This is a genomic window from Cellulomonas sp. KH9, from assembly GCF_900114185.1.
Lineage (GTDB): Bacteria > Actinomycetota > Actinomycetes > Actinomycetales > Cellulomonadaceae > Cellulomonas.
In genome coordinates this window covers 775,707-788,922 of the sequence record NZ_FOSE01000001.1, presented here as the reverse complement: position 1 = coordinate 788,922, position 13,216 = coordinate 775,707, and the positions used below count along the sequence as shown (strand labels likewise).

15 protein-coding genes and 2 riboswitches are annotated in these 13,216 nt (G+C 76.2%); of the genes, 5 read left to right on the top strand and 10 right to left on the bottom strand.

All coding sequences use genetic code 11. From position 1 onward, the window contains the following. Positions 1-104 precede the first annotated feature (104 nt). Both BMZ16_RS03475 and BMZ16_RS03470 read right to left on the bottom strand, forming a co-directional pair. Positions 105-1,541, bottom strand: a complete 1,437-nt coding sequence (locus tag BMZ16_RS03475; RefSeq protein WP_089798176.1) for an aminotransferase class V-fold PLP-dependent enzyme — start codon at positions 1,539-1,541, stop codon at positions 105-107. Positions 1,542-1,576: 35 nt separating this feature from the next. Beyond that, a riboswitch (SAM riboswitch) is annotated at positions 1,577-1,690 on the bottom strand. Between the two features lie 56 nt (positions 1,691-1,746). After that, entirely contained in the window at positions 1,747-2,316 is a 570-nt protein-coding gene (locus BMZ16_RS03470; RefSeq protein WP_089798175.1) for a GNAT family N-acetyltransferase, read from the bottom strand. A gap of 99 nt (positions 2,317-2,415) precedes the next feature. Beyond that, positions 2,416-2,513, top strand: a riboswitch (SAM riboswitch). Positions 2,514-2,517: 4 nt separating this feature from the next. Between BMZ16_RS03470 and BMZ16_RS03465 the strand changes: the two genes are divergently transcribed. Further along, complete coding sequence (locus BMZ16_RS03465) at positions 2,518-2,961, top strand: rhodanese-like domain-containing protein (protein ID WP_089798174.1); 444 nt, start codon at positions 2,518-2,520, stop codon at positions 2,959-2,961. Between the two features lie 23 nt (positions 2,962-2,984). Next, on the top strand, positions 2,985-4,232 hold the full coding sequence (locus BMZ16_RS03460) for an O-succinylhomoserine sulfhydrylase (protein ID WP_089798697.1): 1,248 nt from the start codon (positions 2,985-2,987) through the stop codon (positions 4,230-4,232). A gap of 44 nt (positions 4,233-4,276) precedes the next feature. On the opposite strand, the gene BMZ16_RS03455 is transcribed toward BMZ16_RS03460, so the two are convergent. The 3 genes from BMZ16_RS03455 to BMZ16_RS03445 all read right to left on the bottom strand — a co-directional run bounded on the left by BMZ16_RS03455 (position 4,277) and on the right by BMZ16_RS03445 (position 6,101). Further along, the gene (locus tag BMZ16_RS03455; protein WP_143082740.1) at positions 4,277-4,777 is read right to left on the bottom strand and encodes a hypothetical protein; all 501 of its coding nucleotides are present in this window, start codon (positions 4,775-4,777) and stop codon (positions 4,277-4,279) included. A gap of 92 nt (positions 4,778-4,869) precedes the next feature. After that, a complete protein-coding gene (locus BMZ16_RS03450; RefSeq protein ID WP_089798172.1) occupies positions 4,870-5,415 on the bottom strand; it encodes a pyridoxamine 5'-phosphate oxidase family protein in 546 nt (181 codons plus the stop codon). 119 nt (positions 5,416-5,534) lie between these two features. Next, positions 5,535-6,101, bottom strand: a complete 567-nt coding sequence (locus BMZ16_RS03445) for a hypothetical protein (protein ID WP_089798171.1) — start codon at positions 6,099-6,101, stop codon at positions 5,535-5,537. A 237-nt stretch (positions 6,102-6,338) separates the two neighbouring features. Here BMZ16_RS03445 and BMZ16_RS03440 point away from each other — a divergent pair, with 237 nt between their 5' ends. Continuing rightward, positions 6,339-6,983, top strand: coding sequence for a DUF1345 domain-containing protein (locus tag BMZ16_RS03440; protein ID WP_089798170.1), 645 nt, complete (start codon positions 6,339-6,341; stop codon positions 6,981-6,983). Positions 6,984-6,987: 4 nt separating this feature from the next. Here the strand turns inward: BMZ16_RS03440 and BMZ16_RS03435 are convergent, their stop codons facing one another. Next, complete coding sequence (locus BMZ16_RS03435; RefSeq protein WP_089798169.1) at positions 6,988-7,716, bottom strand: DUF72 domain-containing protein; 729 nt, start codon at positions 7,714-7,716, stop codon at positions 6,988-6,990. A 137-nt stretch (positions 7,717-7,853) separates the two neighbouring features. Here BMZ16_RS03435 and BMZ16_RS03430 point away from each other — a divergent pair, with 137 nt between their 5' ends. Then, positions 7,854-8,423 carry an META domain-containing protein gene (locus tag BMZ16_RS03430; RefSeq protein ID WP_089798168.1) on the top strand — a complete coding sequence of 190 codons (570 nt, stop codon included), beginning with the start codon at positions 7,854-7,856 and terminating at the stop codon, positions 8,421-8,423. A 175-nt stretch (positions 8,424-8,598) separates the two neighbouring features. On the opposite strand, the gene purQ is transcribed toward BMZ16_RS03430, so the two are convergent. From purQ to BMZ16_RS03410, 3 genes are all read right to left on the bottom strand, one after another. Then, positions 8,599-9,294 carry a phosphoribosylformylglycinamidine synthase subunit PurQ gene (gene purQ / locus BMZ16_RS03420; RefSeq protein WP_089798166.1) on the bottom strand — a complete coding sequence of 232 codons (696 nt, stop codon included), beginning with the start codon at positions 9,292-9,294 and terminating at the stop codon, positions 8,599-8,601. Then, positions 9,294-9,581, bottom strand: coding sequence for a phosphoribosylformylglycinamidine synthase subunit PurS (purS, locus tag BMZ16_RS03415; protein ID WP_089798165.1), 288 nt, complete (start codon positions 9,579-9,581; stop codon positions 9,294-9,296). Before purS ends, purQ begins: the two co-directional genes overlap by 1 nt. A 183-nt stretch (positions 9,582-9,764) precedes the next feature. Beyond that, on the bottom strand, positions 9,765-11,243 hold the full coding sequence (locus tag BMZ16_RS03410; protein ID WP_255366323.1) for an amidohydrolase: 1,479 nt from the start codon (positions 11,241-11,243) through the stop codon (positions 9,765-9,767). 167 nt (positions 11,244-11,410) lie between these two features. Between BMZ16_RS03410 and BMZ16_RS03405 the strand changes: the two genes are divergently transcribed. Further along, positions 11,411-12,235, top strand: a complete 825-nt coding sequence (locus BMZ16_RS03405) for a DNA/RNA non-specific endonuclease (RefSeq protein ID WP_089798696.1) — start codon at positions 11,411-11,413, stop codon at positions 12,233-12,235. A gap of 34 nt (positions 12,236-12,269) precedes the next feature. Here the strand turns inward: BMZ16_RS03405 and BMZ16_RS03400 are convergent, their stop codons facing one another. Then, the gene (locus BMZ16_RS03400) at positions 12,270-13,205 is read right to left on the bottom strand and encodes a phosphoribosylaminoimidazolesuccinocarboxamide synthase (RefSeq protein WP_089798163.1); all 936 of its coding nucleotides are present in this window, start codon (positions 13,203-13,205) and stop codon (positions 12,270-12,272) included. Positions 13,206-13,216: the final 11 nt, after the last annotated feature.

Below are 13,216 nucleotides of genomic sequence, written 5' to 3'. Positions count from 1 at the left end.
CCTCCCCTCCGCCCCGACCCCGCGACCAGCGGATTCACGTGCGTGTCGCGCACGGTGGACGTCGTGGGTCGCGCGTCGCCGGGGCGACGGCGGGTCGGTGCTCCTCAGTCGTCCAGCGCGGGCCCGCAGGCGGCCGCGGCCGTCGCGGCCAGGTGGTCGAGCCCCTGCACCTCGATGAGCGGGCGCGTGTCGTCGACGACGGACCAGCAGCCGTCGACCACCTCGTACCCGGCCTGCGTCCCGCGCTCCAGCAGCGCACCGAGCGCGGCGACGAGCCGGTCGACGTGCTCGGCCGTCGTCCCGACCCCGACCGACGCGCGCACGGCACCGTGCGACGCACCGAGGTGCGCCAGCAGCGGGTGCGCGCAGAAGCGTCCGTCGCGCACGCCGATGCCGTGCTCGGCGGCCAGGTACGCGGCCACCAGCCCGGGGTCGAGGTCGGCCACCGTGAACGTCACGACGCCCACCGGGTCCGTCGAGTCCGGCCAGATCCGCGCGACGTGCACCCCGTCGAGCTGCTCGAGACCGCGGACGAGGCGGTCCCGCAGCGCCTGCTCGTGCGCCTCCAGCGCACCGGCGGGCAGGGCGGCGAGCGTGTCGCACGCCTGTGCCAGCGCGATGGCCCCGAGCACGTTGGGCGAGCCGGCCTCGTGCCGCGCGGGCGCGGGCTGCCAGACCGTGCGGTCGGCCCGCACGTCGCGCACCGCACCTCCCCCCGCGAGGTACGGCACGCCCGTGTCGAGCCAGTCCCGACGCCCCACCAGTGCGCCCGCACCGAACGGGGCGTACGTCTTGTGGCCGGAGAACGCGACGTAGTCGACGTCCGTGGCGGCCAGCGAGAACCCCCGGTGCGGCACCAGCTGGGCCCCGTCGACGGCGACCCGGGCACCGGCGGCGTGCGCGAGCGCGACCACGCGGTCCAGCGGCAGCGCCTCCCCCGTCACGTTCGACGCCCCGGTCACCGTGACCAGGGCGTACGGGCGGCGTGCGAGCTCGGTGCGCAGCATGTCGAGCGTGGCCACGACCGTCGGCTGCACCGGCAGGACGGTCGCGACGCGGCTCGTCCCGGCCTGGCCGCCGCCGCTGTGCTGCACCCACGGCAGCAGGTTGGCGTGGTGCTCGACGTCGAGGACGAGCACCGCCCCGCCGTGCGGCACGACACCGGCGAGCAGGTTGAGCGAGTCGGTGGTGTTGCGCGTGATGATCGCGACGTCGTCCTCGCGGGCCCCGACGAAGCGGGCGATCGACTGCCGGGACGTCTCGTAGAGCGCCGTCGACACCTGCGACAGGTAGCCCGCCCCGCGGTGCACGGACGCGTACAGCGGCAGCACCTCGGCGACGCGCGCGCCCACGGACTCCAGCGCGGGGGCGCTGGCGGCGCAGTCGAGGTTGGCGTAGGTGCGGCTGCTGCCGTCGACGAGCGGGACGGTGGTCGCCGCCCCGACGACCGCCAGCAGGGGGGCGTCCCCGACGCGTGCCGCCGGGGCGGCGGTGCCCGAGGCCTCGTCGACGCACGCGAACAGCTCGGTGATCGTGGTCATGGTGCTCCTCCGGAACGGTCCGGGGACCGTCGAGGGCCCCGCGCTTGCCGGCACCGAACGGCGCGCGGCCAGGTCGTCACCCGGGGCACCCCACCGCGGAGGAGGGTTGCCGGCCAGCGAGCCGGGGCTTGTCGCTGGCGCTCATGACCTGTGTCGAGGATCGGCCGCCCGGCGTGACCCTGTCAACGGCGGCGCGCCGCTGCTCTCAGGATGCGAGACGCGGCGTCTCATGCCTCGCACCACGGCCCGGGCGCTCCAGGCCGTGCAGCATCACCACGCTGCGGTACGTCTTGCCGGGCCACTGCACGACGTCCGCGTCGACGAAGCCCCACCGCCGGTACATCGCGCGCAGCGGCGCAGCGGGCTCCGCGGTGTCCAGGCCCACCGAGCGCATGCCGCGCGCGAGGGACCACTCGCGCAGCACGCCCCACAGGTACGTCGCCAGCCCCCGCGCCCGCAGGTCCGGACGGACCGCGAGCTGGTTGAGCCAGACGCGGTCCGGCTCGAGCGCCAGGTCCGTGAGCGCCTTGATGCCACGGCCGGGCGGGCTGGTGGCGGTGACGGTCCCCGCGAGCGCACCGGCCGCGTCGACCAGCACCCACGAGGCGCCCACGCCGAGGCTGCGCCGAGCGGTCGTCGCCTCGTCCTGGGTGGCACCCGTGAAGTTCAGGCCGCGCGCGGCGAGGTCCGCGTACGCGTCGTGCAGCAGGCGCGTCAGCGCCGGCACGTCGTCAGGGGTCACGGGTCGCAGCACGAGGTCCTCGGGGGCGTCCATCGCGCACCACCCTGGCACGCCCCGCGCTCCCGCCGCACCGCGGCACGGCGTGCGTGAGACGCCCTGCCGGTGGCGACGCACCCTGGCGTAGCATCGCGGCGACCATCCAGAGCGGCCGAGAGATCTGGCTCGACGACGCCGCAGCAACCCGCACGGGCGACCGTGGCCGAGGGTGCTACCGCCAGAGACGATGGGAGGACCATGACCGTGCAGCCACGTCCCGCACCCGGGTACGCCGGGGACCTCACCCCCACCGAGGCCTGGGACCTGCTCGCCGAGCGCGACGACGCCGTCCTCGTCGACGTCCGCACGGACGCCGAGTGGCGCTACGTCGGCGTGCCCGACCTGCGTGGCCTCGGCCGCCAGGCGGCGCTGGTGGAGTGGGTCTCCTACCCCTCGGGGCGGCCGAACGCCGCGTTCCTCGACCAGCTCGCCTCGGTGGGCGTCGCGCCGGGCGACGAGCGCCCCGTCGTGTTCCTGTGCCGGTCGGGGCAGCGGTCGATCGGCGCCGCGCAGGCAGCGACCGCCGCGGGCTACGGCCCGGCGTACAACGTCCTGGAGGGCTTCGAGGGACCGACGGGCCCCGACGGCCACCGCGGGCACACGGGCTGGCGCGCCGACGGCCTGCCGTGGCTCCAGCCGTGAGCACGCCCGACCAGCCGCCCGACCTGCCCCCCGGCCCGGCCGACTGGGACGACCACCGCCTCGACCGCGGGACCCTGCGCCCCGACACCCTCGCCGTGCGCGGCGGGCTGGTGCGCACCGGGTTCGGCGAGATGTCGGAGGCCGTGTTCCTCACGCAGGGCTACACCTACGCCACCGCCGCGCAGGCCGAGGCCGGGTTCGCCGGCGAGGTCGACCGGTTCCTGTACTCGCGCTACGGCAACCCGACCGTCACCACGTTCGAGGAGCGGCTGCGGCTGCTCGAGGGCGCGGAGGCCTGCTACGCCACGGCCACCGGGATGTCCGCGGTCTTCACGGCGCTCGCGGCGCTCGTGCGGTCGGGGTCACGGGTCGTCGCGGCGCGCGCCCTGTTCGGGTCCTCCGTCGTGATCCTCGACGAGATCCTCGCCACGTGGGGGGTGCGGACCGACTACGTCGACGGGCACGTGCCGGAGCAGTGGGAGCACGCGCTGGCGACCCCCGCCGACGTCGTGTTCTTCGAGACGCCGTCGAACCCCATGCAGGACCTGGTCGACGTCGCCACCGTCAGCCGCCTCGCCCACGCGGCCGGCGCCACCGTGGTCGTCGACAACGTGTTCGCCACGCCCGTGTTCTCCCGCCCGCTCGAGCACGGCGCGGACGTGGTCGTCTACTCGGCCACCAAGCACATCGACGGGCAGGGCCGCGTGCTCGGCGGGGCGATCCTCGGCTCGTCGGACTACGTGCGCGGCCCCGTGCAGACGCTGCTGCGCAACACGGGCCCGTCGCTGTCGCCGTTCAACGCCTGGGTGCTGCTCAAGGGCCTGGAGACGCTCAGCCTGCGGGTCCGGCACCAGGCCGCGTCCGCGCTGACCCTGGCCCGCTGGCTGGAGGAGCAGCCCGGCGTCGCGCAGGTCCGCTACCCGTACCTGCCCTCGCACCCGCAGCACGCGCTCGCGCTCGCGCAGCAGACGGGCGGCGGCACGGTCGTCACGCTCGACCTGGCCGTGCCCGCCGACGCGACCCCCGACGTGGCGAAGAAGGCGACCTTCGGCTTCCTCGACGCGCTGCGCGTCGTCGACATCTCGAACAACCTGGGCGACGCGAAGTCGATCGTCACGCACCCCGCCACGACGACGCACCGCCGGCTCGGGCCCGCGGGGCGAGCCGCTGTCGGCATCGGCGAGGCGACGGTCCGGCTCTCCGTCGGCCTGGAGGACGTCGAGGACCTGCGCGAGGACCTGGCGCAGGCGCTGGCGACGCTCGAGGCCTGACGGCTCGCCGGCGGGACCGTCGTCGACGGGCGACAGCCGGGCGGTCAGCCCGCCGGGACCAGCCCGACCGCGACGACGGAGTCGGCGGACGCCGTGACCCCGACGTCCAGCACGCCTCCCGGCACCTCGAACGGGTCGCTGTCGGCCATGGTCGAGCCGCCCTGGAACACCGGGACGCACGGCGCCTGGTACGACGTCAGGTCCGCGCCCGACGCGGCGACGGTGACCGTGACGGGCCCGCCGTCCGACGACGTGCACACCACCCGCAGCAGGTAGGAGCCGGCCGCGACGTCCGGCACCTGGCCGACCTCGGTCCCGCCGGCGTCCACCGGCGCGGCGAACGCCTCCGTGGCGTCGCCGCCCGCCGCCAGCGCCTCCTGCTGGTCCGCGACCGTCGGCAGCTCGGCCCCGCCGCGCCCGGGGACGGTCGGCGCGGCCATCTCGGCGGGCGTCGACGCGCCCTGGTCCGGGGTGGTGGTCCCCTCGGTGCAGGCGCCGAGCGCCAGCACCAGGACGGGCAGAGCGAGGAGGCGTCCAGATCGCATGGCCCGGACCGTAGCGCAGCGGGTCCCGCCGCCGTCAGGGGCGTCCACCAGAAGGACGAACCGGGCGGAACCCGGACTCACCGACCCGCGACTCACAGGTCGACGGTCGCGTTCTCGCCGCCGTCGTAGGCCTGGCCGGTGACCGTGGACTTCACCAGGCTCAGCACCGTCGCGACCCGACCGCCGGGGCTGTCCCAGTACTCCGCGGACTCGGCCCGCAGCCGCACCAGGCACAGCTCGGGGGTCGACGGCCCGTCGGGGAACCAGGCAGCGGCCACGGGGTTCCACAGCTCCTCGATCCGCGCGCGGTCCTGCAGCACCTCCGCCGTGCCGGACAGCGACAGCCAGGACGACGAGCCGGCGAACGACGCGTTGGCCGGCGACCCCGCCCGGATCTCCGCCACCTTGTGGCTGCCGGTCGTGGTGAAGAACCACAGGTCGCCGTCGAACCCGGCGTCCTGCACGCCCATCGGCCGGCTGACCAGCGCGCCGGAGGCGTCCAGGGTCGTGAGCATGGCCAGGTGGTGGTCGCCCAGCAGCTCGCGGACCTTCGCCAGCGCCTCCTCGCGCGTCGGCCCGTCGTCCGCGGCGGGTGCGTGGTCGTGCGTCGGGGTCTGCTCGTGCGGTGCCGTGGTCATGTCACCCTCCGTCCGCCGGCGGCGGGCGGGCGCCCGTCCGGCCCTGCCACGCTAGGAAGACCGCGCCCTGCCCGCATCCCGAGGGCCGCGCGCACCGAGCGGGTGGGCGGCAGACGGGCTCATCGCGCGGCGACGCCGTCGAGCGCCCCCGCGTGCCGGCGCGACGCCCCGACCAGCGCGAGCGCGACCGTGTCGACGCCGGTGCGGGCGGCCAGCGCCCGCGCGTCGGCGGCCAGCCGCGTGGCCGGGGCGATCAGCCACGTCGCGGTCGGCGACCACGTCAGGGCGGCGAAGGCCTCGGCGTAGGCGACCGCGGCACGGCGGCGCGTCGCGTCGGCGTCGTCGGCCGCGACGACGGCCTCGACCTCGAGGACCAGCCGCACGTCCGCCCGGTCGCGCCCCACGGCACGGACCTCGTCCTCCAGGACCTGCACGAGCGCGCGCACGGCGGCTGCGGTCGGCAGCGCGGCGGAGTGGACGAGGCGGACGACGTCCGCACGGGCCGCCGCGAGCGCCAGCGTCGTCGGGTCGAGCGCCTCGGCGTCGAGCAGGAACTCGGTCGCACCGGCACGGCGGCCGGGTGCCGCGACCTCGACCGTGGCCCCGCCTGCAGGGACGGGGACGGGTGCCGGTGCGGGACGGTGGGTGGGGGTCGCGCGGACGGGCGCGAGCACGTGCTGAGCCACGGGGGTCGTCCTCGGGGTGGTGCGGGTGCGCAGCCGGGCCGGAGCCGCAGGCGCGCGGGGTCGTCAGCTCAGCGACAACACACCCGGCACGAGAACATGCGCACACCCTAGCGGCCCACCGCGAGCCGCGACACCCCCCCGCACGACCCGCCGCGGCTGTCCCCGCGCGGGGGGCGGACGGCAGCCCGGGTGACGCCGCCACGTGCCGTCCGGGACCCGCAGCGGTTACATGGACCCGTGGCCGAGGACATCGCCTGGGGGGACGTCACGCCGGCGACCCGGCTGGCGGCGTCCGCCGTCGCCGGCGTCGCCGCGGGCGTCGTCATGGCCCGGTCCGTGCCCGACGCGAGCACCGTGACCGCGGCGCTCGTCGGCTGGGCGGTCCTGGCGCTGGGCTACTCGCTGTCGACCTGGGCGTTCTTCTGGGGTCTGGACGCGGACCAGACCCGGACCCACGCGACCCGCGAGGAGCCGACGCGCGTGGCCGCCGGCGTGCTCCTGCTGACCGCGTGCATCATGAGCCTGATCGGGATCGTCGACGTCCTCAGCGGCGCGCAGGGGCGCGCCCGGGACCTCGGGATCACCGCGGCCATGGCCGCCGTCCTCGCGTCCTGGCTCGCGCTGCAGACGCTGTTCACCGTGCGGTACGCGCGGGACTGGTACGCCGAGCCGCTCGGCGGCGTCGACTTCCACCAGGACGCCCCGCCGCGGTACTCCGACTTCGCCTACCTGTCGCTCACCATCGCGATGAGCTTCGCGACGTCCGACCCCGACGTGGTCGACTCCGGGACCCGGCGGCTGGTCCTGGTCCACGCGCTGCTGTCGTACCTGTTCGGCACGTTCCTCGTCGCGCTGCTGGTCAACGTGGTGGCCGGGCTGTAGCGCCTCACCGGCCCAGCAGACCGCGCAGGGTCCAGGCGTTGCGCACCGCGTTGCCGCCGCCGTCGTTGTTGAAGTAGGCGACGACGTCGTGCCCGGCGCCCTCCCACTCGCGCATCCGGTCGGCCCACCACCGCAGGTCGTCGTCGGAGTACGAGCCGGCGTACAGGTGGTGGTGGTCCGGGCCGTGCAGCCGCACGTAGACCAGGCGGGACGTGGCGCGCAGCACGCACGGGATCCCCGCCCCGGAGACGACGCAGTACGCGGCCCCGTGCCGCGCGAGCAGGTCGAGCACGGCGTCGTCCTGCCACGACGGGTGCCGCAGCTCGACGGCGACCTGCACCCAGTCCGGCAGCGAGCCCAGGAACCAGTCGAGCCGGGCGTCGTCCCGCTGCGCGTCCGGTCGCAGCTGCACCAGCACCGCCTCGCGCCGGCCCCGCAGCTCGTGCCACGCACGGGCGATGCGCTCGGACCACACCTCGGGCCCGTACAGCCGCCGGGCGTGGGTCAGACCCCGCGACGCCTTCACCGACATGGTGAACCCGTCGGGCAGCCGCTCGCGCCAGGACGCGAACGACCGGTCCCGGGGCCAGCGGTAGAAGCTCGCGTTGAGCTCGACCGTGTCGAACGCCTCGACGTACCGGGCCAGGCGCTCGCGCGGCGGCAGCCCCGGGCGGTAGAGGACGCCGTCCCAGTGGTCGTACGACCAGCCGGACGTCCCGATGCGGATCGTCACCCCCGTACCCTCGCGCGACCCGCGCGGGGACGCACGACGACCCCGGGGCCGTGCGCACGCCGGTCGTCCTGTGGCGCACCCGGGCGCGGGCGCTACCGTCGAGTCAGCGGTGCGGGTGCGAGCACGAGGGGGCGGCCATGGCACGGACGACGGGACGACGGGACCGCGCCGCCACGACGGGCGGCGACGTGCAGCGACGGATCCGTGCGGCGGCGCAGCCCGCGCGCGCGACGGCCGCGGTGTCCGTCCTGGCCGCCGCGCTGCTGCTCGTGTCCGCGTGCGCGACCGGCACCGGGTCGGATGGCGGGTCCGCCGGCCCGTCCGCGACGGACGGCGGCCCGACGTCCGGCACGCCGGGCACCGCTGACCGGACCGACGGGGCGTGGGCGCTGACGTCCGGCGAGGTCGACGGGGCCGCCCTGACGGTGACCGGCGGTGCGCCGGTGACGCTGCTGGTCGAGGACGGACGGGTCTCGGGGACGTCGGGGTGCAACACCTACACGGCGTCCCTCGACACGTCCGACGGCTGGTCGGTCGGGGACATCGGGCTGACGCGCATGGCGTGCGAGCCGGCGGCCATGGCCCTGGAGAAGGCCTACCTGGACGCGCTCGCCGAGGTCGACGCCGCCGCGCTCACCGTCGGCGGGCTCGAGCTCACCGGCCCCGACGTGACGCTGACGTTCGCGGCGGACCCGAACGCGGCCTGAGCGCGGCGGTCCGCCGGCCCGGCGCACGTCCCCGGCCCCGGGGCCGGCCGTCCGGCGTCGCCGTACCGCGCGCGCAGCTCGGCCTGCTGGGCCGTGCGCAGCGCGGTCGCGTCGGCGTCGTCCCGGGCGACGAGCTCGAGGCGCACGTCGCCCCGGGTGCGCGCCGCCACCGGGGTCAGGAGACGAGCGCCTGCAGGACGGACGTGAAGAACCGCAGCCCGTCGGTGCCGCTGCGCGGACCGGCCGGGCCGTCGGGACCGAAGCCCGCCTCGACGGCGTGCTCGGGGTGCGGCATCAGGCCCACGACGTTGCCCGCCGCGTTGGTGATGCCGGCGATGTCCCGGCGCGAGCCGTTCGGGTTCTGCCCGACGTACCGGAACACGACGCGCCCCTCGCCCTCGAGCTCGTCGAGGGTGCGCTCGTCGGCGACGTACTGGCCGTCCTGGTTCTTCAGCGGGATCGTGATCCGCTCCCCCGGCGCGTACGCGCGGGTCCAGGCGGTGTCGGCGTTCTCGACGGCCAGCACCTGCTCGCGGCACACGAAGTGCAGGTGGTCGTTCTTGATCATCGACCCCGGCAGCAGGTGAGCCTCGGTGAGGACCTGGAACCCGTTGCAGATCCCGAGGACCGGCAGGCCACGCCCGGCCGCGTCGACGATCTCGCCCATGACCGGCGCGAACCGGCTGATCGCACCGGCGCGCAGGTAGTCGCCGTACGAGAACCCGCCCGGCAGCACGACCGCGTCGACGCCCTTGAGGTCCGCGTCCGCGTGCCACAGCGCGACGGGCTCACCGCCGGCCAGGCGCACCGCGCGCGCGGCGTCCCGGTCGTCCAGCGTGCCGGGGAACGTGACGACCCCGATGCGACCCATCAGGCCAGACCCTGCGAGGCCACCGTCGCGGCCGCGTCGGCCTCGATGTCGGCCACGCGCACGACGTCCTCGATGACCGGGTTCGACAGCACCTGCTCGGCCGCGGCCGCGGCCGCCTCCAGGACCTCCGGCGTCACCGGCCCGTCGACCTCGAGCTCGAACCGCTTGCCCTGGCGGACGGACGTGAACTGCCCGAAGCCGAGGCGCGGCAGCGCGTTCGCGACGGCCTTGCCCTGCGGGTCGAGGATCTCGGGCTTCGGCATGACATCGACGACGACTCGTCCCACGGGCGCTCCCTGGTTCACGACGTACGGGTTCGGGCCGATCCTACGGGCACGCGCGCACGCCGCGGGGCGGGCGTCCACCACGCAGGCGAGAGCCCGGGCGGCCGCCCACGGGAGGTGCGGGGCGCCCTCACCGACCCCTGGGCAGCCGGGTCCCACCCGCCGACCCCTGGTCGGCCGAGACCTCTACAGGGCCGTGTGGGTCCAGGCGCCCGCGACCAGCGTGCCCGCGACACGGACGTCGCGGACCCGTCCGGGCGTCGCCGCGAGCGCGACCGGGTCGTCGTCCAGGACGACGAGGTCCGCCGGGTCGCCGGTGCGCAGGCCCAGCGGGCGCCCGTCGACGGACGAGGCGAGCGCCGTCGTGACGTCGAGCACCTGCTCCGGGTGCCACGACGGGCGGTCGTCGCCGGTGCGCCACACGGCGGCGTCGACCGCGAGCCACGGGTCCAGCGGTGCGACCGGGGCGTCGGAGCCCAGCGCGAGCGGCACGCCCGCGGCGTGCAGGTCCGCGAACGGGAACGCGCGGTCGGTGCGACCCGCCCAGTGCCGGTCGGCGACGTCGCGGTCGTCGGGCAGGTGCGCCGGCTGGACGCTCGCCGTCAGGCCGAGCGCGGCGAACCGCGGGACGTCGGCGGGGTCCAGCAGCTGGGCGTGCTCCACCGACCCCTGCGCGCCGGTCGCGGCGAACGCGTCGAGCACCAGGGTGTTGGCGGCGTCCCCGATCGCGTGCACCGCGCAGCGCAGGCCGTGCGCGTGGGCGTGCCGCAGCAGGGGCACCAGCTCGTCGGCCGGCACGTTGAGCACCCCGTGGGCGAGCGGCCCCTCCACGCCCGGGTAGGGCTCGTGGCACCAGGCCGTGCGGGTGTTGAGCGAGCCGTCCACGATGACCTTCAGCGGACCCTGCGTGACGCGCGGCCCCGCGAGCCGGTCCCCGGTGTGCAGGTCCTCGGCCACCACGCGGTCCAGGTAGGGCTGCCAGACTCCCGCGCGCACCCGTACCACCGGGTCCCCGGACGCCACCCGGCGCCGCCACGCGGTGACGTTGTCGGCGATCTCGAGGTCCACGACACCGACGACGCCCCGGGCCGCCGCGGCGCGCAGCGCGTCCGCGACCAGCGCGTCCTGGACGTCGTCCGGGACGTGGTCGAGCGCGCCCATGAGCGGCATCCACTCGGTCTCCCGCAGGACCCCCGTGGGGTGCGCGGTCACGCCGAACAGCCGCAGGCCCGCGCTGGACACCCACGCGCAGTGCAGGTCGCCCGAGACGAGCACGACCGGCACGTCGCCGGCGACCGCGTCCAGCAGCGCGGCGGACGGCACGTCGGGCCACGTCCCGTCGCGGAACCCGATGCCGACCAGGGGCCGGCCCGCGGGCGGCGGCTGCGTGCGCAGCCGCTCGGCGACGAGCCGCACCACCTGCGCGGCCGACCCCGCGCCGGACACGTCGAGCCGCCCCCGCGCGAGCGCCCACTGCGTCAGGTGCGTGTGCTGGTCCCACAGGCCGGGCAGCAGGAACCGCCCGTCGAGGTCGACGGTGTCGACGGACGGGTCGGCGGGAGCGCCGATCGCGGCGACGCGGCCGTCACGCAGCACGACGTCGACGGGCGCCTCCTGCCCGAGCAGGCGCGCGCGGCGCAGGACGAGGGGGCGTGGGACCTCCACCGGACCTCCGGGACGTGGGCGGGTGAGCCGCAGGGAGACTACGTCGCCCATCGTGCACCCACCGCCCGGGCCCGGCGCTCGTCGCCCCCCGAGCACCCCGGCGGCCGACGGCGGAGGTGGGTACCGTGGTCGGGGTCCGGTGGTCCGCTCGGGGGCAGGGGTGGCTGATGGGGTTCGACCCGACGTTCCTGGGACCCGAGGTCCCGCTGCCCCGCGCCGCGCAGGACGTGCGCGAGCTGCCGGCGACGCACTTCACGGTGCTGCTCGACCCGGCGCGTCGGCTGGCCGCGGCCACGGCGGTCAACATCGACGGGGTCGCGCTGCTCGACGTCCCGCGCGACGACGAGTGGCGCCTCGACGAGCGCGTCCCGCCGCAGGAGCAGACCGGCCCGGAGCTGTACGCCCGCAACGACCTGGACCGCGGGCACCTCGTCCGTCGCCGGGACCCCGTGTGGGGTGAGCCGGGGGTCGCCGCGCAGGCGAGCCGTGACACGTTCACGTACCCGAACGCGGCGCCGCAGGCCTCGGGCTTCAACCAGAGCCGCGAGCTGTGGCTGGGTCTGGAGGACCACGTGCTGGAGCACGCCCGCGCGCAGCGGCTGCGACTGTCGGTGCTCACCGGCCCGGTCCTCGCGGGGGACGACCCGGAGTACCGGGGCGTCCGGCTCCCCCGCCGCTTCTGGAAGGTCGTCGCGTGGTCGCTCGACGCCGGCCGGCGCCTGGCGTCCGCCGCGTTCGTGCTCGACCAGACCCCCCTGCTGCCGGCGAGCGAGCTCGCCGCGACCACGCACGCGGCCGCCGGGGCCGACGAGCCGCCGCCGCTCGGGCCGTACCGCACGTACCAGGTGCCGGTCGCCGACGTCGCGGACCTCACCGGCCTCGACCTGGGCCCGCTGCCCGCCGCCGACGTGCTGGCCGTGACCGCCCCGCAGGAGCTGGCCTGGCAGGAGCTGGGCGCCCTGGACGAGGTCCGGCTGGACGCCACCGCCTGACGGCGGTCCGACCGCGCCGGCCGAGCCGCCGCGGTCAGACGTCCAGCGGGCGGCCCGTCAGCCGCTCGTAGGCCTCGACGTAGCGCTCGCGGGTGCGCTCGACGACGTCCGCGGGCAGCGGCGGCGGGGCCGCGTCGGACGCGCGGTCCCACCCCGAGGCGGGCGACGTCAACCAGTCCCGCACGTACTGCTTGTCGAAGCTGGGCTGCGCCCGGCCCGGCTCCCACGCGTCGGCGGGCCAGAAGCGCGACGAGTCGGGCGTCAGGACCTCGTCGCCGAGCGTGATCGCACCGGTCGTCGGGTCGGTGCCGAACTCGAGCTTGGTGTCCGCGAGGATCACGCCGCGCTCGCGCGCGACCCGCTCGGCGCGTGCGTACACGGCCAGCGTCAGGTCGCGCAGCCGCTCGGCCGTCTCGGGGCCGACCTCGTCGACGACGACGGAGAAGCGCACGTTCTCGTCGTGCTCGCCGAGCTCGGCCTTGGTCGCGGGCGTGAAGATCGGCTCGGGCAGCCGCGACCCGTCGACCAGACCGGCCGGCAGCGCGATGCCCGTGACCTCGCCGTCCACCCGGTACTCCGCCAGGCCGGAGCCCGTCAGGTACCCCCGGGCGACGCACTCGACGGGGACCATGTCCAGGCGCCGGCAGACCATCGCCCGGCCCGCGACCGCGTCGGGCACGTCGGTGGACACGACGTGGTTCGGCACCAGGTCCGCGAGCTGGTCGAACCACCACAGGCTCAGCTGCGTGAGGACCACGCCCTTGCCCGGGATCCCGGGGCTGAGCACGTGGTCGTACGCGGACACCCGGTCCGAGGCGACGACGAGCACGACGTCGCCGTGCTCGTCGCGCAGCGCGACGCCGGCCACCGAGTCGTCCGGCTCGTACAGGTCCCGGACCTTGCCGGAGTACACGTGCCGCCAGCCCGGCAGCGTGACGGTCGGGGCGAGGGGTGCGTGGGTCACCCGCACAGTGTGGCGTG

Excerpts from the sequence above, each read along its gene's own strand:
- BMZ16_RS03470 (WP_089798175.1), bottom strand. The coding sequence starts at position 2,316 with ATGGACGCCCCCGAGGACCTCGTGCTGCGACCCGTGACCCCTGACGAC.
- BMZ16_RS03465 (WP_089798174.1), top strand. The coding sequence starts at position 2,518 with ATGACCGTGCAGCCACGTCCCGCACCCGGGTACGCCGGGGACCTCACC.
- BMZ16_RS03475 (WP_089798176.1), bottom strand. The coding sequence starts at position 1,541 with ATGACCACGATCACCGAGCTGTTCGCGTGCGTCGACGAGGCCTCGGGC.
- BMZ16_RS03455 (WP_143082740.1), bottom strand. The coding sequence starts at position 4,777 with ATGCGATCTGGACGCCTCCTCGCTCTGCCCGTCCTGGTGCTGGCGCTC.
- BMZ16_RS03430 (WP_089798168.1), top strand. The coding sequence starts at position 7,854 with ATGGCACGGACGACGGGACGACGGGACCGCGCCGCCACGACGGGCGGC.
- BMZ16_RS03405 (WP_089798696.1), top strand. The coding sequence starts at position 11,411 with ATGGGGTTCGACCCGACGTTCCTGGGACCCGAGGTCCCGCTGCCCCGC.
- purQ (WP_089798166.1), bottom strand. The coding sequence starts at position 9,294 with ATGGGTCGCATCGGGGTCGTCACGTTCCCCGGCACGCTGGACGACCGG.
- BMZ16_RS03450 (WP_089798172.1), bottom strand. The coding sequence starts at position 5,415 with ATGACCACGGCACCGCACGAGCAGACCCCGACGCACGACCACGCACCC.